Origin of the sequence: Streptomyces sp. NPDC048291 (assembly GCF_043201715.1) — a bacterium.
GTDB lineage: Bacteria > Actinomycetota > Actinomycetes > Streptomycetales > Streptomycetaceae > Streptomyces.
Map to the genome: position 1 here is coordinate 298,735 of NZ_JBICZC010000015.1, position 26,306 is coordinate 325,040.

Below are 26,306 nucleotides of genomic sequence, written 5' to 3' on the forward strand. Positions count from 1 at the left end.
CTGGGACCGGATCAACGGACGTGCGCCGTCGCCGTCAGTCCCCTGCGCTCCCGCACCGCGAACCCCAGCGCCGCTACTGGTCCACTTTTCAGCCGTCGCCGACAACCAACTACGCGGCCCGCAGTCTCGCCCCTGCGGTCGTGCCCCACGACAACGCGGCCCCGGAAGAGATCCGCCAGGCGCGCGCCAGGACAGCGCGTGCAGCCGGCCGCGCCTGCTATGCGACCAAGCTCACCGGCTCGTACATCCACGTTGTGGCCCATGGAGCAGGGGATCCCATTGCTGCGTGGTCTTCGATGGCCTCACTGAAGCCGCTGCTGGGAGCCGGACAACGTGCTGGAGATGTGCAATCAGATCCTGGGGCGGCTGGAGGCAATGGCAGTCAGGGCCGCAGCCGAGGCACCGTCTGTGGCAGGAGTGGAGCTGCTGCATCCCCTGGTTTCGATAATCTCAGCGCGGCCAGGGCGAAGCCGCGTGCTGGGATGTGGGGTACGGGTTGCTGTCTGGGGCTGTTTCGAAGCGGGACGCTGTTTTCCGGGAACTGCTGCGCCGAGACGATCTCGGCGAGACCATGGGCGCCAGTCAGGCGGCGCGGGGGTGGGGACGCATGGGCGGCGATTCGGCGTGGCTGCGCAAGCTGTGGCAGGGGGGCCTGCTGGTCCTGGTGTCGGTCGGAATTCCCACCGCCGCCGTCGGCCGGTCCGCGCAGTTGAGGGAACATCCCCTGCTCGCCTGCTGTCTGCTGCTGCTCTACGAGGCGGTCATCGCCGGTGCCGCCTTCGTCGGTGCGGTGGCGCGCGACCTGCGGGAGCGGTGGGTCAAGCGTGCCGCCGACTACCTCGACCTGTGGACCCGCCGCAGGCTGTCCCCGTACACCCGGCGACTCCTCAAGTACGTTCGGGCCAGCACCCGTTACATGGACGTGAAGGGCCTGTCGACCGCGGGGGAGTACACACTTGAGATGCAGGACGTCCTGGTTTCGCTCTCGCTGGTGCCGACACCGGTGCACGTGCTGACGCCTGACCCGGTGCGTCAGCACGCGGCGGATGGCGCTGGGGGCGAGCAGTCGGTCTGGTACTGGTTGCGTCGAGCCCGGCGGGAGGGGACGGTGCTGTCCGTCATCGGGCCGCCAGGTTCCGGCAAGACTACTTTGCTGCGGCACGTGGCGTTCCGTCTCGCCACGGGCGGCAGGCCGGCGCGGTCAACAGGCTTGCCGGGCGTGATCCCGTTGCTGGTGAACCTCCGAGAGCATCAGCGGTGGTTCGCGGAGGGGGCGGGGACGCTGCCCGAGCTGTTGCGGCGCTGCCTGGCCCAACTTGAACAGGCGGAGCCGCCGTCATGGGTGGAGTCCAACCTGCGCGCCGGGAATGTTCTGCTCCTGTTGGACGGACTGGACGAGCTGCCGGACGACGCCATGCGTGCCTCCGTCGCCGACTGGATCGAGGAGCAGTCCGCGGCATGGTCGGGGAACCAGTTCGTGCTTACCAGCCGGCCGTTCGGCTACCGCAGCCGACCGCTCGCGGGAGCGACTGTGGTGGAGGTCCAGCCTCTGTCGACCCGTCAGATCACGCTGTTCGCCGAGCAGTGGTACCGGGCCATCGCGATCCGCTCCCACGGGGCCGACAACGACTCCTCGCGGCTGGCCGCCCGGGTCGGCGCCGCGGAGTTGCTGTCGCGGCTGGAGGAGAACCCGGGTCTGTACGAACTGACTGCGAATCCGCTGCTGCTGACCATGGTGGCCAACGTCCACCATTACCGGGGCGCGCTGCCAGGTAGCCGCACCGAACTCTACGCGGAGATTTGCGAGGTCTTCCTTGGCAAGCGCCACGAAGCGCGGGGCGTGACCGTCGACATGCCGGGCCGGCGCAAGCGGGCGGTGCTGCGCGCCCTCGCCCACACCATGATGTGCCGTGGGTTGGCCGAGCTGCCCGAGGCGGGCGCGGTCCAGGTGATCGGGCCCGGTCTCGCGCGGGTGGCGGACGCGGTGGAGCCTGCGGACTTCCTGCGGAGCGTCGAAGGCTCGTCAGGCCTTCTGGTGGAGAAGGAGCACGGCATCTACGCCTTCGCCCATCTGACGCTGCAGGAGTACCTGGCAGCCGAGCACATCCGTGAGGAGCAGCTCCAGGGGCAGCTGCTCGAACGGCTCGACCAGCCCTGGTGGCGCGAGACGGTCCACCTGTACTGCGCCATGTCGGACGCCACCGCGATCGTTGATGCCTGTCTGGACCGGGCGGACGATCCGGCCATGCTCGCGCTGGCCGCGCAGTGCATCGCGGAGTCCCAGCAGGTTGCCGAGGAGAGCAGGGACGCGGTGGCGCGGCTGATGAGCCCTGCCGACGCGCGGGGGAACCCGGCCGGCCGGCGCGTCGCGGCGCAGGCTCGACTGCGGCTGCGGGCCGCTCAGGACATCGCGATCGGCCGGAACAGCTTCGTCGGCCTGCCCGTCACCTGGCTTGAGTACCAGTACTTCCTGGACACCCGCCCCGAGGACGGCGAGTGCCTGGTTCCCGACCACTGGGACGATCGGGTATACCCGCCTGGCCAGGACGACGAGCCGGCCGTTGGCTTGCGGTTCGAGGACGTGGCGCGGTTCTGCGAGTGGTTGACCGTGCAGGCAGGTTCGGGCTCGTGGTACCGGCCTCCACGCAGCAGCGAGATCGACGCGGTGCTGGAGCGCGACGTGCCTGGGTTCTCCCGGCACGCCTTCTGGACCGGCACCCGGTCGTCCCGGCAGGAGGACGGTCGCTTCTGGCCCCTGTACCGGCAGTCATCGGCCCGGGCTCCCCGGGCCGCCTATCCGCCGGTCAGCCTCCCGGCCGACAAGCTGACGGCGGTCCAGGCCGCGTCGGTGCGTGAGTTCGCCGCGGCCGGATCTGGTCCGGCTCTGCTCGACCTGGCGCAGAGGACCGGCGCCTCGGAACTGTGTGACATCGGTGCGCTCGTTCCGGACGTCGCGCTAGCAGCCGAACTCGCACGCGAGCGCTGGAACGTGGACGCGAGTGACACGACGGCTCAGCGGCTGCGCGGGGAACTGTCGCACCTGCTCGACGACCTCGCGGGCCGCGTCGACGCCTGCTTCGACCGTCGCGGCTGGGCGGAGCGGCGTACACCGCAGGCGGTCGCCCGGCGTGAGGGGTGCCGGATCGACGTTCTGCGCGCGGCACAGCTGTGCACCGAGCTGTACACCGCCGTCACCGGCAAGGAACGGCTGCCGCCAAAGCACCGTATGCCGCGCCCCACCCGCAAGACACCGTTGCCGAGTAGATCGCCCGCCGTGGTCGTGAGTGTGCTGGCGCACGCCTTGGCGGAGATCCACCACGAGATGCTCGCCGTCGAGGTGCGGCTTCGTGGCGAGGCACTGCCTACCGAGGCATTCGTCTACCGTCGGGGTGTGGGGAGCGATGGGCGGGACCGGGATTCCGCGCCGGTCGCGGCGCCGAGCGGCGGCGGGCGGGTCTGGCCGGTGCTGAAGCCCTGGGCCGACCGGTGCGCGGCCGGTCTGTTGCTGGCGCTGCTTGCCCTTCCGCTGCTGGTGATCGCCTGTGTGGTGAGAGCCGACAGCGCGGGACCGGCCTTCTTCCGGCAGACACGCGTAGGCCTCAACGGACACCCATTCGCGATCTTCAAGTTCCGCACCATGGTCGTTGATGCGGAACGGATGTTGGCTGAACTCGCAGCCACAAACAGTAACGACAGCGGCCTGCTCTTCAAGATCCGACAGGATCCGCGGGTCACCCGGGTCGGTGCCTTCCTACGACGCTCCAGCCTGGACGAGATACCGACGCTGTTCAACGTTCTTCGGGGCGAGATGTCCATGGTCGGCCCCCGGCCGGCACTGCCCGAAGAGGTGGAGGGCTATAACTCGGACATGCTCCGGCGGCTGGTGGTGAAGCCCGGGGTGACGGGGCTCTGGCAGATCTCCGGTCGGTCAGACCTGCCCTTCGCCGAAGCCATGCGCCTGGACCTGGAATACGTCGACCATCATTCCGCCAGGCTCGACCTGGTCATCCTCGCCCGCTCACTGCGCGCGGTGGTGTCCGGACAGGGCGCCTACTGAACCGGAAGGCACGGCCGGGTGCGCCGGGAGGGGGGATAGCCCCGAATGAGGTGTCCCCCGGAGTGTGGACACAGGGGTTCATGCTGCGAGCGTGAGTTTACGTCCTCGCTGGTGCTGCTGTTCGAACTCGGCTGGCGAGAGATAGTTGAGGGCGCTGTGGCGCCGTCGGGCGTGGTAGTAGGTCAGCCACTGGAAGATCTCCAGCCTTGCCTGACGCACCGTCGAAAACGGTCTCTGGTGCATCGTCTCTCTCTTGAGTCCCTGCCAGAACGACTCGGCGAGGGCGTTGTCGTAGCTCGAACCGACCCGGCCCATGCTCCTGTGGATCCCGAAACCGTCACAGACCTGCGCGAACGCGGCCGACGTGTATTGCGAGCCCCTGTCCGCGTGGAAGATCACTCCGGTGGCGTTGCCGCCGCGGGTCGCGACCGCCATCGTCAGGGCGTCGATGACCAGTTCGGCGCGCATGTGGGAGGCCATCGAGTAGCCGAGTACCCGGCGCGAACAGATGTCGATGACGCAGGCGAGATACAGCCACGCCCCGCCGACCTGCACGTATGTGATGTCGCCGCACCACTTCTCGTCCAGGCGGGCGGCGGTGAACTGGCACTGGACCAGATCCGGGGCGGGCGGCGCGAGCCGGTCCGGGACGGTGGTGCGCCTGCGGCGCCGCAGGTGCCGGCCCTCGATGCCGTTGAGGCGCATCAGCCGCTCGATGCGCTTGCGGTTGACGGTGTGCCCGAAGCCCCGCAGCTCGGCATGGACGCGGCGGACCCCGTAGGTTCCCTTGCGCGCGGTGTGAATCTCGCGGATCTCCGCGACAAGCTCATCCTCGGCGGCCTGCCGCTCTTCGCGGGCCTTCACGCCGGCGAGCCACAGGTAGTAGCCGGAGCGCGAGACCTGAAGGACTCGGCATATCCGCTGAACACCGAAAGTCTTGGCGTGGGTGGAGACGAAGTCCCAGCGGCGGGTCTTCACTTCATCTCCTTCGCGAAATACGCCGCCGCCCGGCGCAGGATCTCCCGCTCGAGCTCCCACTCCTTCTCCGCCTTGCGCAGCCGACCGTTCTCAGCTCTCAGCCGGGCCAGTTCCTCGTCCCGGCCCTCCGCGTTCTGCTCGCCGTGGCCACGACCGCGACCGGCGTGCTCGTCGGCCTGGCGCACCCAGCTCCGCAGCGTCTCGCCAGTCACCCCGACGTCCGCCGCGACCGCCGCATACGTGCGCTTCCCACCCGCCGAGCGGTACAGCGCGACGGCATCGTTCCTGAACTCCTCCGGATACGGAGACTTCCGTCCCACCAGGACACCCTTCCTCAGATCTGCAAGATCCATTGTCAGTGTGTCCACACCGCCGGGGTCACCTCAGTGAGCGAGGACCCCAGTGCGGAATACTTTTGGTACATGACGATCCTGGTCCGCCTCCGCGAGGATCGTTCGCCTGCACGAGTGTAATACCGGAAGATTCACCGACTGGGCCTGTCGGTGGAGGTGGAGGTGGAGGTGGAGGTGGAGGTGGAGTCGGTGGCGATGGCCGGCCGGGAACTGTGCGTGCGGTACGCGGGCTGGCCGGAGGATTTCGTGGCGCTGAATAGGAAGGTCGACGCGGTCGTTCGGCTGGCGGCGAGCCCGCCGGAGGCATGACGCGGACGCGGACTCGTCCAACGGTCTCGGCTCCGGCTCCTCTCCGTGAACGTTGCTCGCCTGACCTGTAAAAGTCCGTAAGTCCCTCAACTGACACTGGTAGCCGGTGCGGCCCGGTCGGGGAGCACGCTGACGATCTCGCGAATCTCGTGCCGGCCCTGCTGACCGCTGGCCGAGGGGCGCGCGGCCTTCCATGCGACGACCCCTGGTTCGATCAGCGCCCGCTGCTTCGTCGGTCAGGTCAGCCTCGTAGGGCCCACCATCGCCGCCCGCAACGCGGCCTTGTTCGGCATGGCCGGTGAACTACCGTCGATCATCATCAGCGACCTATTCGGCGTCCACAGGAACACCGTGACCCAATGGGCGGCGCTGACCCAGAACAGCTGGGCCGGCTGTCTCGCGGCCCTCAGAGCTACCGAGTGACGTCCCATCAGGTAATCCCTCGGCAGCCAGCCGGTCCAGCCCCGAGGTGGAGTTGCTGGTCAGCAGGTGGTGCACCGTGGCCGGACGGGCTGCCGGTGACGCCCGCTGGCATGCGCTCGTACAGGAGGCGCGGGCGAGGCGAGGCCCATCAGGTCATCGTCGCGGGGCCGTACGCCCCCGGCGGCAGGCCGAAAGTCCATCCGATCGCGTCGCGGGGTACGGTCTGGTCGGGTGGCACGCGCAGGACATAGCGCTTGAAGGAACCGTCCGGCTCGGGGGTCGAGTTGACCAGGTCGACCAGGACGATGTCCTCCTCGTACACGCCGGCGATGATGCGCCACAGGGTGCCGTACTCGTCGGTGGCGATCTTCTTGGCGGAGGCGCTGTCCAGCAGCCACTCGTACCCCATCCGTTCGGCCATGGCCCGGCGGACCTCGCTGTTGGATTCGGCGAGCCAGTCGGCCGCGCTCAGCCTGGCCTCGATCAGCTTCTTGGATACCGGGATGCCGCGCCATGAATACAGTTCCGAGCCGTCGCGCCAGGCCACCGCCGGTCCGTCCGCACAGTGCGGGCGCGGTGCGCGAGGTCACGGCAGGTCCACCTTCAGCCGTGCCGGCCGTTCGACCGCCACGCACAGGCGCTCACTCGGCCACCAACTGCCGCAGGACCGGGCGGTGATGGCCAGCAGATCCATGATCCGCTCGACCGAACCGGGATAGCGTACGAGTTCCAGTCGGCGGTAGGCGTCGAACCAGCCGAGTTGAGTGGCCCACTGGCCATGCACTCGGGGGAAGTCATCGACGTTCGAGGGGTCGCTCAGCTCCTCGTAGCGCAACAGGAGATCGTCGTTGTCCGCGATGCGGTCGTGGCCCGCCCAGCAGTGGGCGCGGACTGCCCAGATCAGCCGGTTCGGGCGTGGCAGCCGCTGTTCGACGGTTTCCCGCGCCCAGTCCGGGGCCTTGAACCGGCCCACCAGTTGGACGTGCCACTCCTCCCATGTGGCCAAGCGCATCGACCTTCTCAACAGCCACACTCCGGGATGCCGTCGCGCGTGAGTGTCGTGCCACCACGCCGCCGGCAACGCGCGCAGCGCGCCCCCATGCCAGGTGCCCGGCATGCTGTGCAGCCGTTGCGCGAAGGACGTGTCGAGCACGTCGGGCAAGGCCGCGTCGTCCGACTGGAGGTAGCCGTGGAGGAGTTTCGCCACCGAGTCCATGACCGAACGGCCGAAGACGACCTTCCACGCCTTGGGCGACAGGAACTCACGGAGCCACTCGCGGCGGGGCACGCCACTCGGGACCGATCGGCAGCGGACGAGGAGCCAGGCCACCAGCAGAGCGCTCGTCGGCGAGTCCACCTACAGGAACGTCGGAGGCGGCAGACCCGGATCCGGTACAGCTCGGCGACAGCGTCCTCGGTGGCCTCGCGGTCGGCCGGTTCCGTGGACAGCGCCCAGGACAGCCACTCGTCCAGGACGTCCTCCGCCTGGCGCGTCTGGCCCGGCGTCAGCGCGCGGGTTCGGCCGAACATCTGTCAGTCCTCGACGAAGACCGCACGTACGTCCGGGGCGTACTCCCGCTGCCGGATCACCTGGTACACACCGTCCGGCAGCGTGATCGCGGCGTGCTCCTCGTGGACGAGACGCCCGGGCGCCCCGACGATCCGCAGGAACCGCGTCTGGTCATCGTCCCCGGGTGGGGCCAGCGGCTCCGCGTGCGGTTCGGCGATCGCGTGCCGGTGCCCTGTGACCTCCCCGTGGGCCAGCACGACCACCCCGTCCTCACGGGGGACGGGAAGCACCTGAAGAGGTAACTCGTCCACCGTGACAACGAGCACGTCACCCTGGCGATAGTGCGTACGACGCATCTCGTCCCCATACCGGGCGGTCCGGAGACCGCAGACCACATCCACGATATCCGTGTACTGCAAGCCGTGTCCCGCGTGCAGACCGTCGCCGCGGACATTGCCGGCTGACGTGAAGGCACGTCCATGTCCGTTGACTCGCCCCCGAACCGAACATCAAGCGTGCACCCCATGCGCCGTACGCCGGATCGCCGCCCTGTCCGGCATGAGACCGCACCGTGTCCCTACTGATCGTATTCGGCGCGATGAGGCCGATCGTGACGATCGTCGTGTCGCGTGGATCGGCTGCGCCATCCCCACGTCGTGTTCATGGATACCCGGCCGTTCGTCCGGTCGGTGAGGGTTGCCTGGGGCGCGGTAATCGGCGGCCACGCGCTCGTGCCCGGCCGCAGGCTCGTCATACCTGAAAGCACCTCACTCCGTGCGTCGTACGAGGGGAGTCCCATGTCATCCTTGAAAGCGCCCTCTGTGAAGGCGCTGTCCGCCGAACTGGCCGTGCTGCGGCCCCGCATGGACGCCGTCAGCCTGTCCATCCACGCGCGTCCCGAGCTGAAGTTCGCCGAGTTCCACGCCCGGCAGGTGCTGACCCGATGGCTCGCCGAGGCGGGCTTCACGGTGACCGCCCCCGTGGGCGGCCTCGACACCGCCTTCGCGGCCCTGCACGAGGGCAGCCGCTCAGGACCCCGCGTCGCCGTGCTCGCGGAGTACGACGCGCTGCCCGGTGTCGGCCACGGCTGCGGTCACAACCTCATCGCGGCCGGAGGGGTGGCGGCAGCCCTGGCCGTCGTACGGGCGCTGCCCGCGCATCCGGGCACAGTCGCGGTGATCGGCACCCCGGCTGAGGAGATGGGGGGCGCGGGCAAGGTGCGTCTGGCCGATGCAGGGGTCTTCGACGGGGTGGACGCGGCGGTGATGTTTCATCCGGGAGACCGCTGGCTGACCGGTCGCCCCGGGCTCGCGGCGGCGCACCTGCGGGTCGGGTTCACCGGGGTCGGCGCGCACGCCTCGGTGTCGCCGTGGCAGGGGCGCAGCGCGCTGGCCGCCGCCCAGCTGTTCCTCAACGCCCTCGATGCGCTGCGGCAGTTCGTCCCGCCGAGCGCCCGGCTGCACGGCATCGTCGTCGACGGCGGTCAAGCGCCCAACGTGGTCCCCGCGAAGGCTGCGGTCGACCTGTACGTACGGGACCGTACGGCCGCGTCGGCCGCGGCGCTGGTGGAGCGGGTACGGGCCGCCGCGGCGGGGGCTGCGCTCGCCACGCAGACGCAGGCGGAGGTCTCCGAGACCGGGCCGCTGTATGCGGAGCGACGCAACAACGCCGTTCTCGCGGAGCGGTTCGGGGCGACGGTGCGCGCGCTGGGCACGGACATAGGGCCCTACGACCCCGACGGCCCCGCCGGGTCCTCCGACATCGGTAACCTCTCGCAGCTGATGCCGGTCATCCACCCCTACGTTCAGATCGCCGACGCCGGTACGCCCGCACACTCCGAGGCCATGCGGGAAGCCGCAGCGACGCCGCTGGCCCACGACCGCACACAGGTCGCGGCGACCGGGCTCGCCGAGGTGGTCGCCGCACTGCTCACGGAGCCGGAGGTGCTGGCGGCTGCGCGGGCCGAGTTCGAGGGGGCGGCGGGGTGAAAGCGCCGTACACTCCCGCTCATGTCGGTCGTGATCGTCCTGGAAGGTACCGCCTCCGACCGGTTCACGGTCACCGTGTACCCGCCCGCCGAGCTGGCCGCGAGCCTGCATGTGCTGACCGGACATGGCCACCACACCGAGCACGCAGCCTGGGCCGAGCGGATCATCACCGCCGGGCCGGCCGCCTTCCGGGCCGGCCTCGCACGGTTCGCCCCGCTGTGGACGGCGCTGCGCTGGCGGGGGTTCTACCCCGGGCTTCAGACGCCCCCGGCGGAACTCACGGTGGACCGGTTCGCCGAACTCACCGCGTACACCTGCGCCAGCGGCTACCGCGCCTTCGACTTCGGCCGGGTGCTCCACGACCCGGCACAGGCGCGTGCGCTGCGCCAGACCGCGTCCAGCCTGCCGGATCCGCACTCCGCCCTCGCCGAGGACCTGCTACGCGACCCGGAGTCCCTGCGCGCCGACGTGCTCGACTTCCTCGACCTGTGCCGCCGCGTCTACTTCGACGAGCTGTGGGCGCGCACCGAGCCCGTCCTGTCCCGCACTGCCCACCGGGTGCGCCAACGACTCGCGGACGAGGGGCCCATGGCAGCGCTGCTCTCCCTCAGCCCGTCCAGCGCCCGTCTGGACAGCCCCGCGCGGGTCGTCTTCGACAAGGTGCACCACGCGGTGATCAGCCCCGCCCGTACGCCCCTGCTGCTGATCCCCACCCGGTACGGCGCCCCGCACCTGCTGGTGAAGGACGAGCCGGGACTGCCCCCCGTCGTGCACTTTCCCGTCGACGTCCCAGGGATCGGCGTCACCCTGGCGCGCAGCCGTATGCTGGCGCTCACCGATCCGCGCCGGGTACGCCTGTGCCGCCTCATCGCACGCCAGGCGATGACCACCGCCGACCTGGCGGACCGGCTGTCGATGACCCGCCCGCAGGTCGCGCGGCATCTGCGCACCCTGCGCGACCTGGGCCTGGTCCAGGTGGAGCGCCACGGTCGTTATGTGCACTACGGGCTCGACCTCGCCACCGTCAAACGCATCGGACAGGACGTGGCGACGGCCCTGCAGTACTGAGCAAGACCATGGGGGACGGTCCGCGTGACAGACCGATATCCGATCGTCCGCCACCGCGAGCTGCGCCCTCGGTGGCGGTGGAGCGCGTGGCGCGAGCGGCGCCATCCGCTGATCGCCGGGCGCGGTCAGGCTCTCATACACCTCGTCGAGGGGGCGTACACGACCGAGACGGCCGATCCCACACGGTGCAGCGTGACCCTGGTCGATGTCCGCCCCACGCATGTGTCCGTCCACTGGGAGCTGACGGCGTCCGGCAAGGACTGGGACTTCCCCGTCACGGTGACCTTCCGCTGCACGGTCATCGACCCGGCCGCGGTCGCCCGCAGCCGGCACACGGGTGCTCGCCTGTGGGACGTGCAGCACGTTCTCGCCCAGGACCCCAGGCCATCGAGGCTGACGCGGGTACATCCCGTGGGCGACGAGGACGGCCTGAGCCTGGCCCTGACCGCGATGCTCCAAGCGCGACCGGCCCACCAGGACATCCCAGGGGTGCGGGTCAACCTCGTGGAGGTGAGCGTGGGACCGGCCCGAGACTGGATCGACGACGAGGCGTAAAGCATCGAGGTGAGCGCCGGACGCGTACGAAACTGCCGTCTGGCGGCACGATTCCGGGAAACGATCTCCAGTGAGCCGGGAAGCGAGCTTCCAACGGCCATGGCCCGTGGACGAGAACGGCATCCCCACGTCCTGCTTCATCCCCAGCATCAGCGCCGTCGCCGCCGGCGAAATCGACAACCAGACCGCGCTCTACAAGCCCATCACACCCGACACCAGCGAACTCGACGCCTTCCTCTGCGCCAGCCGCAACGAAGCACACACCACCATGACCGAAGAACTCGGCGCATGGATCGTGAACGAGATCATCGCCAACAGCTGACCCTTCTTACGGGGCCGACTGAGCCATGACCGGCCGTGCCCGAGCCAGCGTTCGATCGTGAGGGGGCGCTGTCGAGGTGATCATCATCGAAGGCGATTTCCACTCCAGAGCGAAACTGAGCATCGAAGTTGTCCATCCGGGCCACCTATCGCGCTCAGTCACAGCCATCGCCCTGTGCCCGAATTGCCACGGGCTCAAAACCCGTGGACGGGACAGACATCAACTGGCGGAGATCCTTCTGCGGGAGTCCGGCCGGCTTCACGCGGCAGCCCTTTTAGGAAAGGACGGACCTGCGGGGAGGCCCTGACGGATGTGTAGACCGGGAGGCGCCTAGAAGTGACTCGAACGTGGGCTGGCGTCCCTTGGACACGGTCCGGCGGAAAGCCCTGGGCAGATCCGAGGCCAAGCCGATACGGGCTCTGCGTCTGGCGAGGACTATGTCCTTAGCGCACTCTCTGCCGGACCGTGACAGGAAGTGGAGAACTAGCGATCGGGAGAATGCTGGCATCTATGGTGGTCATGCAGGCACCGACCCTGACGAGCCGACATGTCGTCAGGATCTCCGTGAGATCCGTGAACCACGACCCGGACTCCTGCCTTCACCGTCCGACTGTGGCAGTTGTGCTCGCCAGCCGACCCCTTCTGTTGCACCTGAGCTTTGCTGTCGGCGTGGACCTCGGTTCTGACCGTTTTCGGTCGAACTGGGCGATGACCGACGCTGGTTCGACCGCCGTCATGAAGGTGTCGAATCGGTGGATGAGCTTGCCTTGTGGATCCTGGCTGTTTCAGGCGTCCTGACGGTCCTAGTGATTACAGCCCGCGGCATTCTCGAGCAATTGCCCGACCTCTTTTCTGCCTGGCATAAGGCACGCAGAGCTCTGCGGGACCGGTCGGAAGATTGAAGGCCTTCGGTGGAGCCACGCCAATCTTAGAAATTGCAACTTGCGAATGCAGTTGCTACAGGATTCGTACCCAGTGAATTGTTCCCAGTAACCGTCGGCCACCGTCCGTGAGTACGAGGTGGGTCGCGCGGTCTGCGGTATCCCCAGTACGACCGGGCCGCGAGCACGACACCACCTGCGCCCGGCACACGCCCTGATCGACGCCCTCAACCGCACAGCCACCGAACTGCGCTCCGGCCCATGACGGCGCGCATCGGGTGAACATCGCCCGTCGTCACCAGCTGTTGGGCGACGATGACGGGATGATCCTCAGCGTCGCCGTCGCAGTGCCGTTACTGCTTGCGGAGGAACGAGTAGACCGGTGCCCGCGAATTGGCCAGACTGCCCGTGCGGAAGTAAGGGCGCAGGCCGCCGCTCGTCGAGAAGCCCGCCTGGAGGGCCAGTCCGTGCAGCTCGGTCGCGGAGAGGTGGTGCGGCGGCGGCTGCACGGTCGGGAAGCCGAGGAGCAGGGCGCCACCCGGGCGGAGCAGGAAGTGGATCTGCTTCAGGATGCTGTGGGCCTCCTGCTGGGTGAGGCGTGGCTGGCGGGCGCCGGTGTAGAAGGCCAGGTCCACCCGGCCGTGGGCCTCGCCGATTTCCCGGTCGCGGTCGGCGAAGCGTCGCAGGCTGGCGTCGATGTTGCCCTCCGCCGGGATGACGAAGCCCCGGTCGATGATCTCGTCGTACAAGGAGTCGCGTCCTGAGGCCTGGCTTGCGACATGCCGAAGATAGTCGTGGAGGAACTGCTCGGCGAAGGGGCGACTTGTGACGCACATGTAGCTGTACGTGGGGGCGGGGCGCGCCTGAGGTGACCCCGGCGGTGTGGACACACTGACAATGGATCTTGCAGATCTGAGGAAGGGTGTCCTGGTGGGACGGAAGTCTCCGTATCCGGAGGAGTTCAGGAACGATGCCGTCGCGCTGTACCGCTCGGCGGGTGGGAAGCGCACGTATGCGGCGGTCGCGGCGGACGTCGGGGTGACTGGCGAGACGCTGCGGAGCTGGGTGCGCCAGGCCGACGAGCACGCCGGTCGCGGTCGTGGCCACGGCGAGCAGAACGCGGAGGGCCGGGACGAGGAACTGGCCCGGCTGAGAGCTGAGAACGGTCGGCTGCGCAAGGCGGAGAAGGAGTGTGAGGTGTTCCCACACGCCTTTGCCCTCACCGACGGCCACCTCCATCCCGGAGACGCCACCGGCATCGGCGTCGACCTCAACCTGGACCTTGCTGCCGCCTATCCCTACCGAGCCGCATACCTCCCCGTGAACCGCCTCCAGGATGGAACCCTGCACGACTGGTGATATACGTACTGCCGCACCGAGAGTCAACGACCAACACGGTGGGGCGGGCCCGTACAAACGAACCGTGCCACTCCCGATCCCTGGGTATGGTGGGGTTGGGGATGCTGGTCGGGAGCTCCTCGAGCACGGGATTGACGACGAGCCGGTGGATGACGCGGCGATCGCCCGCGGCGCGGGTATCGAGGCGATCTGCATCGAGCGGCTCGGGGACATCATCGAAGGACTGAAGCGGGCGTTCGCCCGCCCCGGACTGTTCCTGGTCGGTCTGGTGGCCGACCCCAACGCGTTTTGATCCCGCCGCACATCTTTGCCGCCAAGGTCAAGGGATTCGCCTTCGCCGCGGGGCCGGACCGTGCTCGACGGGGGCGTCGGCAGGATGCTCGACCTGGCCCGCGCCAACCTGCGAAACCTCCCTGCCCCTGAGATCGTCTCCGTTCCTGTCGACTCACGAACTCCGCATCGGGACATCGAATTGTCGGTGACATTCCGGCCGCGGACGGTGAGCATCCGTTCGTTTTCACACCTAGTCCACTTCTGCACCGCGTTCTGATAGGCCGGCCCCTGGCCTCGGCATGGAGTGAGGTCTGCCGTTCGTCGCGTCGACCTGGACGGTTGCCCGGGTATTGCCCGGCCTGGGCAACCGTCCATCCTTCCGCCATCTGATGCGGGCTTGCTCCGAGGAGGGGGAGCAATGCTCAGGACTTGTGGATCGGTCGTCGGGACGGAACGCGAAGGGCGTACCTTCCCGAGTGATCTACAAGTCACCGAGTAGAGGCCCGCGTTCGCAGCGCGGGTCGGGAAGGCACGCCCGTGCTCAGCGTAGTGAATGCCGACGGTTCCACCGAGTCCGGCTCCCTGATCGACGAGATCGTCCGCGAGGGCGCCCGGCGGATGCTCGCCGCCGCGCTGGAGGCGGAAGTAAACCAGTACATAGCCGAGTTGGCCGCCGAGACGGACGAGGCCGGGCGCCGCCTGGTGGTCCGTAACGGCAGCCATCGGCCCCGGACCGTGGCCACCGCCGCAGGCCCCGTCGAGGTCACGGCCCCGCGCGTGAATGACAAGCGGGTCGACGCGGCCACCGGCGAGCGGATGCGGTTCTCCTCCAAGATCCTTCCGCCGTGGTGCCGCAAGTCGCCCAAGGTCAGCGAGGTGCTGCCGCTGCTCTACCTGCACGGCCTGTCCTCGGGGGACTTCGTGCCCGCGCTGGAGCAGTTCCTCGGCAGCTCAGCCGGGCTGTCACCGGCCACCGTGACCCGGCTGACGAAGCAATGGCAGGACGACCACGCCGCCTTCCAGCAGCGCGACCTTGCCGAGTCCGACTACGTGTACGTGTGGGCCGACGGCGTGCACCCCAAGGTCCGGCTCGGGCAGGCGCACTCCTGCGTCCTGGTGCTGATGGGCGTGCGCCTGGACGGCACCAAGGAACTGATCGCGCTGGCCGAGGGCCTGCGCGAGAGCACCGAGTCGTGGGCCGACCTGCTGCGCGACTGCCGCCGCCGGGGCATGCGCGATCCCGAGCTGGTCGTCGGCGACGGCGCGATGGGACTGTGGAAGGCGCTCGCCGAGGTGTTCCCCGCCGCCCGCCACCAGCGGTGCTGGGTCCACAAGGCCCGTAATGTCACGAACGCTCTTCCGAAGTCCGCACAGCCGGGCGCGACGAAGGCGATGCAGGAGATCTACAACGCCGAGGACCGCACGCACGCCGAGAAGGCGATCGAGGCGTTCGCAAAGATCTACGGCGCCAAGTTCCCCAAGGCCGTCGCGAAGATCACCGACGACCGGGAGGAACTGCTGGCGTTCTACGACTTCCCCGCCGAGCACTGGATCCACCTGCGCACCACGAACCCCATCGAGTCGACCTTCTCCACCGTCAAGCTCCGCACCAAGGTCACCCGCGGCGCCGGCAGCCCTGCCGCAGCCCTCGCGATGGTGTTCAAACTCGTCGAATCCGCTCAGATCCGCTGGCGCGCGGTCACCGGAGCCCACCTCGTCGCCCTGGTCCGCGCAGGCGCCACGTTCGAAAACGGCGTACTCGTAGAGCGGGAACAGCCCACGGCAGCCTGACAGCCCCTGCTACTTGTCACGTCGCGCAAGGGAGAGAAGGACCGGTCATGCCCGAACCCACGGCTCCGCCCACCGAGTTCATCCGCACCTACGAGAAGGCGACCAACAGTCACGACATCACCCAGCTCATCCCCCTGATCGCTCCCGAGGCCGTCTACTGGTTCTCCGACGGATCGCACCGCGGCCGCGAAGCCGTCCTCTCCGCCATCGCCGAGACCTTCGCCACCATCCGCGACGAGATCTACCAGATCGACGATCTGGAGTGGATCGCCCACAGCGATCACCACGCGGTATGCCGTTACCGGTTCACCTGGACCGGAACCATCGACGGCCAGCCGCGATCAGGAAACGGCCGCGGCACCAACGTGCTCGTCAACAACGCCGGAACCTGGCAGATGCTTCACGAACACCTCAGCGCATAACCAGGCGGCAGCACCGATCCACAGGAATTGACAATTGCTCGAGGAGGGGAAGAGACGCCGGTGGTCGGGTTCTGCTGTGACGACTACTTTGGGATTCACCTGATAGGACGTGTGTCGTCCCTAAGCCTTAGGTGATGCGACTCGCCTCGCACCCGTCCGAGGACCTCCCATGAAACCGACCCAGCCGCCTCCGCCGTCCCCCACCGGCGACGCGCGTTGCTCCCCGATGCGGGGTCGACTGGAGGAACACGCTGCGCTTGACACCCGGTTCGACGCGCTGGTGCAGGGCCGCGGCGGGGTCATCTGCGTGGAGGGACCGCCTGGCAGTGGGAAGACCCGATTCCTCTCAGAGGCCTGTTCGGTGGCCGTGCACCGGGCGTTCAAGGTGTTCCGGGGCGGTGCGAACCCTGACAGTCAGTTCGTGCCGCTGGCCCCGCTCCTGGAGGGCACACAGGCCGACGGAAGGCCGCTCTTCGACACCGTGAGACTGCGTGCCCTTGCCACAGCACGCGAGCAGCGTTTCTGGCTCCTGCAGGAACTACAGGATCAGCTCGAACGGGCTGCTCTCGACTGCCCTCGAGTCGTGATTCTTGACGATGTCCAGTGGTGTGACGACCTGACTCTCCTCGCCCTGCGCACGCTCTCGTCGCGGCTGTCCGCCCATGCCATTTTGTGGTTGGTGGCGGTACGGGACGGCAGCGGCAGTCCGGAGGTGCTCACGACACTGGATCGGCTGGCGCGGGACGGCGCGCTCCGGATCAGTCTCGGTCCCCTCTCCGACGCTGGCGTCAGCGAGATCGCCGAGGACGTTCTCGGGGCTCCTCCGGACGCGGCGACACTGGATGTCGTCCGGCGCGCGGAGGGTGTTCCTCTGCTCCTGGTGGAGCTGCTGTGCGGCATGAGCGCCGAAGGCAGAGTGGTCGTCAAGGACGGCGTGGCCTGCCTGGTCGGCCGCCGTCTGCCGGCCCGTTTCCAGGCCTCCATCCGGCAGCGTCTCTACAGCCTGTCCGAGCCCACCAGGCAGGTCGTCCGTGCGGCTTCTGCCATCGGACACACCGTTTCCGTCGATCTTCTTGCCGAACTCCTCGACCGGCCTGTCGGCGCACTGGTCGCTCCGCTACAGGAGGCCCTCGACTCCGACCTCTTCACTGAACGGGAGGGACGGCTGGTCTTCCGCCACGACCTTATCCGTGAAGCCGTGGCGGATAGCCTTCCGGAGTCGGTACGAAAGGCTCTGCGGCGCCATGCGGCAGAGATCGTTCTGGCCTGTGGAGCGTCATTGAGCGAGGCGGCCTCCCTGGTGATGGACAGTGCGGAACCCGGTGACCGGGCCGCCGTACAGCTGTTGCGGGCCGCCGCGGCGGAACTTTCGGAGACTGCTCCGTCGGCCGCGGCAGAACTGAGTCGTCAGGCACTGAACCTCACCGCCGACGAGGCACCGGAGCGGGCGACGATCATGGCCGAGACTATGGTGCTCCTCTGGCGGGCCGGGCGCGCCGCACAGGCGCGCGCACTCGGCGCGACGGCCGTGCCCGGCACCCTGCCGCGCGAGGCCGCGGCGCGGGTGCGTCTCAGCCTCGCGCGCGTGTCGAGTCAGTACGACTTCACGGAGGGCGCGCGCCATGCCAGTATCGGGGCGGCCTTGCCGGGGATTCCGGAGGGCCTACGTGCTCACCTCCTGGCCCTGCACTGCCTCAATCTGGGGCTGGTGGGGGATTTCGGGGCCAGGGCACATGCGGCGGTTGACAAGGCGCTGCGGTCCGCACGGCATGCGGGGGACAGGTCCGCGCTGGCCACCGCCATGACGGCACACTCCGTCGTGCTCTACTACCAGTGCGACTGGGCGCGGGCGCTCCAGCGAGCGGACGACGCCGAGGACATTGCTTCCGAAGCCGGATTCTCGCGTTCCCTCTGGGTGCCTGAGGCGCTGTGGAAGGCGTTCATGCTCAATGCGGCGGGCCGTACGGCGGAGGCGCTCGCCGCCTCGGAGGCGGGTATCCAGGACACTCAGCGGCAAGGCCAGGCAGCCGCCATGCGCCTGTGGGTCATGAACCGTTCTCGTGTCCTCTTGGATGCTGGCCGGCTGTCTGACGCCAGGGCTGAGGCGGAAGCCGGCATGGCCATGGCTGACGAACTGGGTATGGGCAACTTCGCCGATGCGACTCTCCTGTACGCCCTGCTCAGGGTCGCCCTGCACACCGGCGACCGCGATGCGGCGAAGGCCTACGCGGCACAGGTCGGACGGATGGTCGGTGATCCGGCGTTGCTCGTCCGTAACTCCGGGTCCTGGCTGCTGGCGCTCATGGCCGATACGGAGGGCCGCCCCGAGCAGGCCATGGCGCTGCTCGATGAGTCGTTCGCCACGTTCGAACAGGTGGGCCCCTCGCTGGCGAGTCCTGACGACCCGGCCGATCTGCCTGTCTTCGTGCGTATGGCGCTGCGTGCGGGTGCCCATGACCGTGCGGCTGCCGCGGTCGCCCTCGCCGAGCACAGGGCCGCCTGCAACCCGGGGTTCCCGATCGCCGCCGCGGCGGCGGCCCACGCCCGGGGCCTCCTCGGAAACGACCTCGCTCATCTCCTGCATGCCGTGGACCTCTACGAGGGAATCGGACGGCTCCTGCCGCACGCCTCGGCCCTGGAGGACGCTGGGCGAAGAATGGCCGTCGCCCACCCCACGGACGCCGTGCCCGTTTTTGGCGCGGCGCTCGACCGCTATGTCGAGGCTGGAGCCGAGCGCGACGCCGCCCGAGTCCGCCGCAGGCTACGGGCGCTGGGCGCGCCTCGCCGGCGTGTGACGTCCGCTTCGACAGTTGCCGCGTGGCCGGAACTGACGGCGTCGGAGGTTGCCGTGGTGCGACTGGTGGCGCAGGGCATGACCAACCGGCAGGTTGCCGCACACCTCGTGAACTCGCCGCACACTGTCAGTTCCCACCTGCGGCACGCCTTCCTCAAACTCGGCCTGACCTCACGGACGGAGTTGGCTCGGTTGGCGCGAGAGCGCGAGCACGCTGAGTAAACGCTTGGTATCCCACATCTGTCTATGTGGCTGACGCTATGGTGTGTGATGTGCCGATTTGCTCCATTGTGTGATTGTTACCCAAGTAAGGCCCCATCAGCTCGCGACGGTAGAACGCATCGCGCTGAATCAGGTCATGCTCCCACAGGTGGAGGGGTGAAATGAGAAAGTCAATTCACTCGGTCGTGTACGAAACGATGGCGCAAGTGAAAGTCAGGGGAGAGCCAACGGTTTCCCTTCTGGCGGAACTGCGCTACAGAACCGCCGATCCCTATGCTGTCTGCCTTTCGCTCGGGGTGCCCCTTGCGACTCCGATCGACTGGTTCTTCGCCCGCAGCCTGCTCACGGAGGGGCTGCATCTGTCGGTCGGTACGGGGGACGTGCTAGTGATCCCTAGGCGCCGTGGACACCCGGCCTGCGTGCGCATCGTGCTCCGGGCGCGGGCCCAGGAGGCAGCCGTCGACATTGAAATGTCCGCGGTGAGCGCGTTCCTTCTGCGGACCCTCACACTCGTGCCAGAGGGGAAGGAAGGTGCCCATGTCGACCTGGACCGCACTGTGGCCGACCTTCTAGAAGAAGCCGAATGACTTGAGGTAAATTCCGGCTTTTCCTGTGCCAAAAGAAGTCCACTGTCTTTTGGAGGCGCAATGCCGCTCGTGACTGCACCCGCACGCTCGTACGATCTCGGCTACCTGAGGATTTATATTTTTGACTCGGGCGGCCGGTCACTACCGGCTCCGCCATGGGCGTCGGACCTCACGTCTGGTGATGCCCTGTACGCGGCGATACATGGGCACGGCTCGGTCGCCACGGTCCAGGACCAGCAGGAGACCTGTGTGCACATGGGCGACCTCGTCTTTTGCGACCCGCAGCGGTCGGAATTCACCCGCTGCAGTCACCCCTGTGCCACGACGGTCCTCCGCATACCCCGGCGCAGCCTGGGCATCACCGAGTCCGACCTGCGCCGTATCCATGGGGCGCGTCTGCACTGTGCGCAGGAAGTACGTGCGCGAGTGGCCTGCTTTCTCACCGCGCTCGTCTCGGAGGCGGAGTGCCGTCGGACAAGGATCGGCGACCGGCTCGCCCGCAGCGCTGTGGACCTGCTCGCCGTACTGGTCACGGAATGGGCACTGGAGCGACGGGCGGAGAACATGCAGGCATAGACTGCGCCACGACCGCGGCCGTGATGGGCGCGTACGGAGGAGGTTAAAAACCGAGCGCCTCGAACAATTGGAGGTGCACCGGAACGGAGGAGATCCACTCTTCACCGCTTAACCACCACGTTGACGCGAAGCAAGTGATCGTCGACGACGCACGCAAAGTGGTACGTCGGCAACCGCACTGCCTTGTCGGACGACTCGAGAATCACCACGTCGTTGCGATTGTCGTCGTCCTCAAAACGGCCACGGATCAGATCACCGAACGACCTGCGCGCACCCGCTGCAGCGGGGGAGCGGAAGCGGACGTTGTAGGGACTGCCCTCGTTGAGCCTGGCCCGTACGTAAGCAGGGTCGGCATCGCGCCAGATGGCCCAGTCGCCGTACCGATGGACCGTGGAACGCGCGGTGGCCTCTGCCGGCTGCCGCCGTCTGCACCGCCGCTACGAGCGCAAGGCCACACACTTCCTTGCCTTCGCCGGCATCGCCGCCGCGCTCATCTGTCACCGGTGTCTGGCTGCGTGAACCGGTTCACGCAACTCTGATCTCGAGCCGGTCCGGGCCGGTGCACAGCCGGCCACCAGGACGTGCGGTGGCGATCAGCTCCCGCAGCAACCACCTGCTCTCCCGCGACTCGCTCGTGGTGAAGGCACTGTCCCGCAGGACGTTCTCTGCCACGGAGACCCACTGCTCCGTTCGCCTGGTGGCGGGAACGCCGACGGCCCGGTACGCGGCCTGGATTAGGGCGAACCGCTCCGGCAGGGAGGGCGCCAGATCGGCCGGCACCGTGGCCGCCGTCATCCCCGCTTTGCCGAATCGGCGACGGCCTGCGACAGGGGCCTCTGTTCACAGATCGCCTCCAGGTTCTCCTTGACCTCAAAACACACGCGCTGCGGATACTTGGCCAGCCGCCGTAGGTATGGCCCGGTAGGCCAGCGCGTCTGCTCGGGCAGCAGCCGGGCCATCGACAGCAGATCGAGCCAGCGCCCACTCACCGTGGCCTGGAAGAAGTACACCCTGCTCGGGGGGAGGAGGTCATCCTCGCGACCTCGTCCGCATCCTGTGCACTGGGTTCTCCAGCCGGGCCAGTTTCCGTAGTCGATCCGCACGCTCGGGCAGACCGAAGAAGAGTTGTTCCATGGCGGCCTTGACATTGACGAACTGGCGGCGGGTCTCGTCGGCCGCGCTGCCAGAGACGTACAGGACACCGGAGGCGTAGCTGTAGAAGGTGCTTCAGGTGCGGGCCGCTTCCGTCTCGGCGAGCCCCGTCTCCTGGTGGTGTGCTCGGCCACCAGGTGCCCGATCTGCGGGGTGGGGAACCCGCCGCGGTCGGCCTCCTCGGCACGCAACTGCCCGACCGCTACGCGGGGTGGCTGAACCCCTCATAGGTCGGCCGGTGTGTGCGGCGTCTGCGAGCCAGGCGGCCGGTGAGCGAAGTACAGGACAAGGCTCGGACACTCAGCGCGGCGGCCTCGACTGCGCCTACGCGTGCACGGCCTCCTGGAAGCGAGTGAAAGCGCCGATGTGGAGGCTGGTACGAACGGGGCCGCGGGCTGCGTCCGACGACCTGGACATCGCGGAGCAGGCCGCGCAGCCCTGTGGCCGTCACAGAGAAAGCCCTCCTGCCGGAGAGGGTGATTAGCGCGCACTATTGGTGTGTCTTATATCAAGTAAGCGAGTGGAAAGCTGCTAGAATTGCGTGAGTTGAGGACATAGGGAGGGTGAGTGAGTACATCGGAACGGGCACATCTGAGCGCGACGGCGGCACGGAACAATCTGTACGCCTTGGCTGCCAGCGGGCAGACCGTGCGGATCCAGAAGCGCGACAAGGGCGCCGTCGTGAGCGTGGTGCTGGCACCGCTGGACCGGTTTCCCGCCGCCCGGAACTCCGAGGACTTCCCCTCGTTCACCCTCAGTGCAGCCCAGAAGGACTTCGGTGAGCTCGTCAGCCGGGCAGCTCTCGGGGAGCCGCAGGTGCTCCTGCGCGGCGCCACGCCGGTTGCGGTCCTGTTGCCCGATGGCCCGATTCCCAGCCCGTCATCCGATCCGACGGCGGTCGCCGATGCGGTGACCGCAGGAGACGCAGTGAGTCCTTCGACCCGTGACAGCATGCCCCGTCGGCTTGCCACGCTTGGCGATGCGATCGGCACGGCCCTGAACTCCGCGCCTGCGAGCGGTCCGGTTTTCGGTCTGTCCGCACTGGACAGCGTGGCTGGCCGGCTTCAGCCCGGCAAGCTGACCCTGGTGGCGGCCGATCCCAGCGTCGGGGGAAGTCTGCTGGGACTTGCTGTCACACGGAACACGGCTCTGGTCGACCGGAATCGGGTGCTCTACGCGGCGTCGGGACCGAGCGCCGACGACATCTTCCGCAGGATCCTGTCCGCCGAGACCGGTGGGGAGTACCCGCGTCTGAAGCAGGGCAGGTTGACGCCGCACGAGCAGGACGTCGCCCGGCAACTGCGGCAGGCGCCGCTGATGATCGACGAGGGTAGCAACCTGACCGCCGAGGCGATCGCGGAGACCGCTCCGTACGTCGACGGCCTGTCCCTCGTGGTCGTGGACCGTCTCCAGGCCGCCCACAGCCCCCGGTTGCCGCTGTCCGGAGACCGTCTGCCGAATGCCTCCCAGGTCCTGGCAACACTGGCCCGCACGCTCCACGTCCCGGTCCTGGCCGTCGTGGACACCAGCGATCCCACGCTGCTGGGCCTGCTGGACGCCGACGTCCTTTTGACACTCACCCCTACCGACATCCCTTCCCGGGTCCAGGTCACCGTCGCCGAGCGGGACTTCGGGACCCTCGGTGTCGTCTACCTCCAACCCGATCTTCTCCATGCCCGGTTCGCTGACATCCCCGGCGATCAGGGACCTGGTGCCGTGGCCGTGGAACTTGCGGACGCCGCGCTTGCCTACACCTCCGGCGCCGAGCGGGGGCTGCCCGCCTCCCTCACGCACACCCTGGACGCGCTGCGCACTGCCGTGCTGGCCGACGACCGTGAAACGCTGGCCGAGCTCACAACGGCCCTGGCCGACGAAGCCGGGCCGTTTTCCCTGCCAGACACCGCCCCAGGCCGCCGCCTGGCCGCAGCCCTTCGCGCCCTCTGCCAATGGGCCGGTGAGGCGACCAACGCCGCGGTCTACACGAAGGACGCAGAACCCCGGTCTGAATCCAGCGCCCAGAACGCGGAGATCACCGAAGTCCGCGTCGGCCGGCAGGCCGCACCCGGCCCGGCCGACGAATCCGGCGAACCTGACGACGAGGAAGACGAGCGGGACGTCCTGCAGCCCGGGGACGAGGAGGACGAGCCCAAGAACGCAGTCTTCCCCGCTCTGCGGATCCTCAAGGACGCGGTCGCCCGCTCGAAGATGCACCCGATTCCCGTCATCCGCACCGAGGACCGCGCCAACGACCCATGGCCCCTGTTCAGGGAGCACATGGACGGTGAGCCCCGCTGGGTCCACCCGGATGTCACCGTCACCCGCGTCCCGTACATCAGGGAGAACGGTAAGCGGGTCCGCCGCGACCGCATCGACGTACCCGACTCCTTCGGCGACGGCGTGCTGTGCCTGATCGACCGCAACGGCTCCTACCCCTCCGCGTGTTCCGCCGTCCCTCTGGCCCCGAACAAGCTGCTGCATACGGGCCCGCTGGACGGGTTCGACAAGAGCCAGGCCGGTATCTACCTCATCGACATCCCCACGTGGACACGCACGGACATGCCACACCCGCTGGGACGGCTCATCGACAACCCCGACGAACAAGGCCGCGTGTGGGTCACCACCCCGCACATCAAGCAACTGGAGAAGCTCGCACGCGACGGCCACCTCGAAGCCGTCCCGCGCATCCACGACTCCTGGACCGGCAAGGCCAACGAGAGCCTGTTCAAGCCCTTCTACCAGGCGACCCAGAAGGCACGCACCGAACTCGTGGACGCCGGCGGCGCCCCGTACAAGGCCTACAAGACGAGGCTGTCGATCGCACTGCGCCTGCTGTGGCCCAAGCGCCCCGAGCAGAAGTCCCCGTTCTGGCGCCCGGACTGGCGCATGAGCATGGTCGCCGAGGCCTCCGTCCGACACTGGGCGGTCGCCTTCAAGGCCGTCCTCGAAGGCCACACACTCGTCGCGCTGCGCAACGTCGACCAGGCCATCTTCTGGACCCCGCCCGACACACCGCCGCCCACCTACCGGATCGGCACCGGCTTCGGTGAAGTCAAGCGCAAGTTCATCCACTCCGGCGAACTCATCCTCGAAGGCGACGACTGATGGCCGGACCCACCGGACACGGCAACTCCCTGGGCTCCGCCCTGGGCGACCTCCTGCGCTCCCAGGTCACCCCCCGCCACCGGCTGTCCACCTACAACGCCAAGCACTGGCACGCCCAGCTCTCCCAGCTGACCGGCACCCGCCGCGGCTACCAGGCCCTGGAGGACGCCGGCCTCGGCGTGACGACCCAGACCCTGATCAACTGGCTTTCGGATCCCGAATACAACATCCGCCGCAGCTACCGCGACATCATCCACACCGCCTACGAGAACGCCGCGATCGTCCCCGCCGACCCGCTCCCCGACCACATCAAGCGGGGCCAGTACGAGATCAGCGGCACCGTCAGGACCGGCGCCGACCAACGCGACCGCGGCACCCGCGCCGCCGCGCCGCTGCGGATCGACGGCCGCTATGGCCGCTGGGACGACATTGAACGGCTGTGGCTGGCCGGCCAACTCACCGACGACGAATTCGAAGACCACTTCATCGACGACGTCATCGTCGAAGACATCGGCGAAGGCACGGACGGATGGGAATTCCCCGGCGCCTCGTACGCCGTCGAACTCCGTTAACAGCCTGCGGAACTGCCCGCACACCCACGCCAGCAAGGGAATCCGCATGTGGGCAACCTCAGCCACCGCACCCCCGTTACCACCGATCATCTTGCGTCAAGATGTGGTTACGCAGGCGCAGCACTCCGTCCTCGGCTTCCTCGAAGCCGCCGGCGTCACACCGGCAGAGGCTCAGCGCCTGATCGCGGTCATCCGGCCTGGCACATTCGAAGCCGCCCACGCGTAGGCCGCGTGTGTACCAGCGGTCGGAGTGCTCGCGGATCCGGCTCTTGGGCCTCCGGTTTCGTTGATTCTCTGGTGTTCGGGTGTTTGCGCTCTCGGATCCTGATTCCAGATACGCTGCCCTTACCCGAAATCAGGAAGTGGCCGGGATACGACAACGGGCGGGCACGTGTAACCGGCGCCCGCAACGACTTTGCCGGGGCGCCCGGGAAGAATGCGAGGGGAGAAGATGCCCGTCCGCGAGGAGGATCTCACGCGGACGCTGTCCGGGCGCCGCTGTCGCCCCTGCGTGCGCTCCCTCGCCGAGGAAGGCGTGGACGCAGGAGCGACGCCAGGGCCATGCGGCGGCGCCCGGACGTCGGACAGGCGCCGCCGCATGGCAGCGACGCCGTGACTGGCGGACGGCCCTGGCGTTGCCCAGCGCTCGGCCGTTCACACTGGCCATCTGCGTGCCGTGCTCAAGCAACTGCGGACTCTCGTCCCCGGCGAGCAGCGCTCCTGGGCCCCCGATCTTCGCCGGCCTGCTCCACACACACGGCCGTGACTACCTGCCAGCCCCCTGGCCCGCAGGGGTATACCCGCTGCGTGCCGGATACTGCTTTGCTGAGGCACACGAGTCGACCGACCGTGAGGGCTGGACCTACTGCGAGGGCTACGCGCTCGCCGACGCCCCGATCATCGGCGCCTTCGAGCACGCTTGGTGCCTGACTCCCGACAACCCCAAGGCCGCCCCTGCAGTGCCCGACGGTTGGGGGCTGGCCTACCGGGTCCGCTCACCTTGTCATTCATC

At 68.2% G+C, this 26,306-nt stretch carries 21 protein-coding genes and 5 pseudogenes; 18 read left to right on the top strand and 8 right to left on the bottom strand.

Features of this window, described 5'->3' with window-relative positions:
* The first annotated feature begins 607 nt into the window (after nucleotides 1-607).
* Complete coding sequence (locus tag ACGF5O_RS37720; protein ID WP_393814432.1) at nucleotides 608-4,057, top strand: sugar transferase; 3,450 nt, start codon at nucleotides 608-610, stop codon at nucleotides 4,055-4,057.
* 78 nt (nucleotides 4,058-4,135) lie between these two features.
* Here ACGF5O_RS37720 and ACGF5O_RS37725 read toward each other — a convergent pair.
* Nucleotides 4,136-5,355, bottom strand: a protein-coding gene (locus ACGF5O_RS37725) for an IS3 family transposase (protein ID WP_393814470.1) whose coding sequence is annotated in 2 segments (ribosomal slippage) — nucleotides 4,136-5,100 and nucleotides 5,100-5,355 — 1,221 coding nt in all. Because the reading frame shifts where the segments join, the coding sequence is not laid out codon by codon here.
* Nucleotides 5,356-5,550: 195 nt separating this feature from the next.
* On the opposite strand from ACGF5O_RS37725, the gene ACGF5O_RS37730 reads away from it, so the two are divergent.
* A complete protein-coding gene (locus ACGF5O_RS37730; protein WP_393814433.1) occupies nucleotides 5,551-5,697 on the top strand; it encodes a hypothetical protein in 147 nt (48 codons plus the stop codon).
* 571 nt (nucleotides 5,698-6,268) lie between these two features.
* Here ACGF5O_RS37730 and ACGF5O_RS37735 read toward each other — a convergent pair.
* From ACGF5O_RS37735 to ACGF5O_RS37745, 3 genes and pseudogenes are all read right to left on the bottom strand, one after another.
* Nucleotides 6,269-6,682, bottom strand: a pseudogene (locus ACGF5O_RS37735) (DUF6745 domain-containing protein); the annotation flags it as partial.
* A 24-nt stretch (nucleotides 6,683-6,706) separates the two neighbouring features.
* Nucleotides 6,707-7,477 carry a hypothetical protein gene (locus tag ACGF5O_RS37740; protein ID WP_393814434.1) on the bottom strand — a complete coding sequence of 257 codons (771 nt, stop codon included), beginning with the start codon at nucleotides 7,475-7,477 and terminating at the stop codon, nucleotides 6,707-6,709.
* 176 nt (nucleotides 7,478-7,653) lie between these two features.
* Nucleotides 7,654-7,986 (bottom strand): hypothetical protein, encoded by a 333-nt coding sequence (locus ACGF5O_RS37745; RefSeq protein WP_393814435.1) that lies wholly within the window; start codon nucleotides 7,984-7,986, stop codon nucleotides 7,654-7,656.
* Nucleotides 7,987-8,436: 450 nt separating this feature from the next.
* Here ACGF5O_RS37745 and ACGF5O_RS37750 point away from each other — a divergent pair, with 450 nt between their 5' ends.
* The 5 genes and pseudogenes from ACGF5O_RS37750 to ACGF5O_RS37770 all read left to right on the top strand — a co-directional run.
* Nucleotides 8,437-9,618, top strand: a complete 1,182-nt coding sequence (locus ACGF5O_RS37750; protein ID WP_393814436.1) for an amidohydrolase — start codon at nucleotides 8,437-8,439, stop codon at nucleotides 9,616-9,618.
* A gap of 21 nt (nucleotides 9,619-9,639) precedes the next feature.
* Complete coding sequence (locus ACGF5O_RS37755; RefSeq protein ID WP_393814437.1) at nucleotides 9,640-10,686, top strand: DUF5937 family protein; 1,047 nt, start codon at nucleotides 9,640-9,642, stop codon at nucleotides 10,684-10,686.
* Nucleotides 10,687-10,710: 24 nt separating this feature from the next.
* The gene (locus tag ACGF5O_RS37760) at nucleotides 10,711-11,241 is read left to right on the top strand and encodes a hypothetical protein (RefSeq protein ID WP_393814438.1); all 531 of its coding nucleotides are present in this window, start codon (nucleotides 10,711-10,713) and stop codon (nucleotides 11,239-11,241) included.
* A 106-nt stretch (nucleotides 11,242-11,347) separates the two neighbouring features.
* Nucleotides 11,348-11,563 (top strand): hypothetical protein, encoded by a 216-nt coding sequence (locus ACGF5O_RS37765; RefSeq protein WP_393814439.1) that lies wholly within the window; start codon nucleotides 11,348-11,350, stop codon nucleotides 11,561-11,563.
* A gap of 1,039 nt (nucleotides 11,564-12,602) precedes the next feature.
* Nucleotides 12,603-12,694, top strand: a pseudogene (locus ACGF5O_RS37770) (IS5/IS1182 family transposase); the annotation flags it as partial.
* 103 nt (nucleotides 12,695-12,797) lie between these two features.
* Here ACGF5O_RS37770 and ACGF5O_RS37775 read toward each other — a convergent pair.
* A complete protein-coding gene (locus tag ACGF5O_RS37775) occupies nucleotides 12,798-13,280 on the bottom strand; it encodes a hypothetical protein (RefSeq protein WP_393814440.1) in 483 nt (160 codons plus the stop codon).
* A gap of 94 nt (nucleotides 13,281-13,374) precedes the next feature.
* On the opposite strand from ACGF5O_RS37775, the pseudogene ACGF5O_RS37780 reads away from it, so the two are divergent.
* The 8 genes and pseudogenes from ACGF5O_RS37780 to ACGF5O_RS37815 form a co-directional block, all read left to right on the top strand.
* A pseudogene (locus ACGF5O_RS37780) lies at nucleotides 13,375-13,632 on the top strand (transposase); the annotation flags it as partial.
* A 9-nt stretch (nucleotides 13,633-13,641) separates the two neighbouring features.
* Nucleotides 13,642-13,803, top strand: a pseudogene (locus ACGF5O_RS37785) (bifunctional D-altronate/D-mannonate dehydratase); the annotation flags it as partial.
* A 64-nt stretch (nucleotides 13,804-13,867) separates the two neighbouring features.
* Nucleotides 13,868-14,095, top strand: coding sequence for a hypothetical protein (locus ACGF5O_RS37790; protein WP_393814441.1), 228 nt, complete (start codon nucleotides 13,868-13,870; stop codon nucleotides 14,093-14,095).
* A gap of 518 nt (nucleotides 14,096-14,613) precedes the next feature.
* Nucleotides 14,614-15,867, top strand: coding sequence for an IS256 family transposase (locus ACGF5O_RS37795; protein WP_393814442.1), 1,254 nt, complete (start codon nucleotides 14,614-14,616; stop codon nucleotides 15,865-15,867).
* Nucleotides 15,868-15,914: 47 nt separating this feature from the next.
* Nucleotides 15,915-16,289 (top strand): YybH family protein, encoded by a 375-nt coding sequence (locus ACGF5O_RS37800; protein WP_393814443.1) that lies wholly within the window; start codon nucleotides 15,915-15,917, stop codon nucleotides 16,287-16,289.
* A 169-nt stretch (nucleotides 16,290-16,458) separates the two neighbouring features.
* Complete coding sequence (locus ACGF5O_RS37805; protein WP_393814444.1) at nucleotides 16,459-19,305, top strand: ATP-binding protein; 2,847 nt, start codon at nucleotides 16,459-16,461, stop codon at nucleotides 19,303-19,305.
* A 161-nt stretch (nucleotides 19,306-19,466) separates the two neighbouring features.
* A complete protein-coding gene (locus ACGF5O_RS37810) occupies nucleotides 19,467-19,892 on the top strand; it encodes an SsgA family sporulation/cell division regulator (protein ID WP_393814445.1) in 426 nt (141 codons plus the stop codon).
* Nucleotides 19,893-19,961: 69 nt separating this feature from the next.
* The gene (locus ACGF5O_RS37815; protein ID WP_393814446.1) at nucleotides 19,962-20,468 is read left to right on the top strand and encodes a hypothetical protein; all 507 of its coding nucleotides are present in this window, start codon (nucleotides 19,962-19,964) and stop codon (nucleotides 20,466-20,468) included.
* A gap of 101 nt (nucleotides 20,469-20,569) precedes the next feature.
* Here ACGF5O_RS37815 and ACGF5O_RS37820 read toward each other — a convergent pair whose 3' ends face one another.
* Nucleotides 20,570-20,833: a glutamate--tRNA ligase family protein gene (locus tag ACGF5O_RS37820; RefSeq protein WP_393814471.1), complete on the bottom strand. Its 264-nt coding sequence runs from the start codon at nucleotides 20,831-20,833 to the stop codon at nucleotides 20,570-20,572.
* Between the two features lie 13 nt (nucleotides 20,834-20,846).
* Between ACGF5O_RS37820 and ACGF5O_RS37825 the strand changes: the two are divergent.
* Nucleotides 20,847-20,987 (top strand): annotated as a pseudogene (locus tag ACGF5O_RS37825) (IS5/IS1182 family transposase); the annotation flags it as partial.
* Between the two features lie 6 nt (nucleotides 20,988-20,993).
* Here ACGF5O_RS37825 and ACGF5O_RS37830 read toward each other — a convergent pair.
* The gene (locus ACGF5O_RS37830; protein ID WP_393814447.1) at nucleotides 20,994-21,263 is read right to left on the bottom strand and encodes a hypothetical protein; all 270 of its coding nucleotides are present in this window, start codon (nucleotides 21,261-21,263) and stop codon (nucleotides 20,994-20,996) included.
* On the bottom strand, nucleotides 21,260-21,478 hold the full coding sequence (locus ACGF5O_RS37835; RefSeq protein ID WP_393814448.1) for a hypothetical protein: 219 nt from the start codon (nucleotides 21,476-21,478) through the stop codon (nucleotides 21,260-21,262). The genes ACGF5O_RS37830 and ACGF5O_RS37835 overlap by 4 nt, the downstream gene beginning before the upstream one ends.
* Before the next feature lie 790 nt (nucleotides 21,479-22,268).
* Between ACGF5O_RS37835 and ACGF5O_RS37840 the strand changes: the two genes are divergently transcribed.
* Entirely contained in the window at nucleotides 22,269-24,722 is a 2,454-nt protein-coding gene (locus ACGF5O_RS37840) for a DnaB-like helicase C-terminal domain-containing protein (RefSeq protein ID WP_393814472.1), read from the top strand.
* Nucleotides 24,722-25,294, top strand: a complete 573-nt coding sequence (locus tag ACGF5O_RS37845; protein WP_393814449.1) for a hypothetical protein — start codon at nucleotides 24,722-24,724, stop codon at nucleotides 25,292-25,294. The genes ACGF5O_RS37840 and ACGF5O_RS37845 overlap by 1 nt, the downstream gene beginning before the upstream one ends.
* Nucleotides 25,295-26,306: the final 1,012 nt, after the last annotated feature.

Bases quoted from the DNA above. Each gene is read 5' to 3' on its own strand.
- ACGF5O_RS37720 (WP_393814432.1), top strand. From the start codon at position 608: ATGGGCGGCGATTCGGCGTGGCTGCGCAAGCTGTGGCAGGGGGGCCTG.
- ACGF5O_RS37745 (WP_393814435.1), bottom strand. From the start codon at position 7,986: ATGCGTCGTACGCACTATCGCCAGGGTGACGTGCTCGTTGTCACGGTG.
- ACGF5O_RS37755 (WP_393814437.1), top strand. From the start codon at position 9,640: ATGTCGGTCGTGATCGTCCTGGAAGGTACCGCCTCCGACCGGTTCACG.
- ACGF5O_RS37775 (WP_393814440.1), bottom strand. From the start codon at position 13,280: ATGTGCGTCACAAGTCGCCCCTTCGCCGAGCAGTTCCTCCACGACTAT.
- ACGF5O_RS37800 (WP_393814443.1), top strand. From the start codon at position 15,915: ATGCCCGAACCCACGGCTCCGCCCACCGAGTTCATCCGCACCTACGAG.
- ACGF5O_RS37805 (WP_393814444.1), top strand. From the start codon at position 16,459: ATGAAACCGACCCAGCCGCCTCCGCCGTCCCCCACCGGCGACGCGCGT.
- ACGF5O_RS37810 (WP_393814445.1), top strand. From the start codon at position 19,467: ATGAGAAAGTCAATTCACTCGGTCGTGTACGAAACGATGGCGCAAGTG.
- ACGF5O_RS37830 (WP_393814447.1), bottom strand. From the start codon at position 21,263: ATGACGGCGGCCACGGTGCCGGCCGATCTGGCGCCCTCCCTGCCGGAG.
- ACGF5O_RS37845 (WP_393814449.1), top strand. From the start codon at position 24,722: ATGGCCGGACCCACCGGACACGGCAACTCCCTGGGCTCCGCCCTGGGC.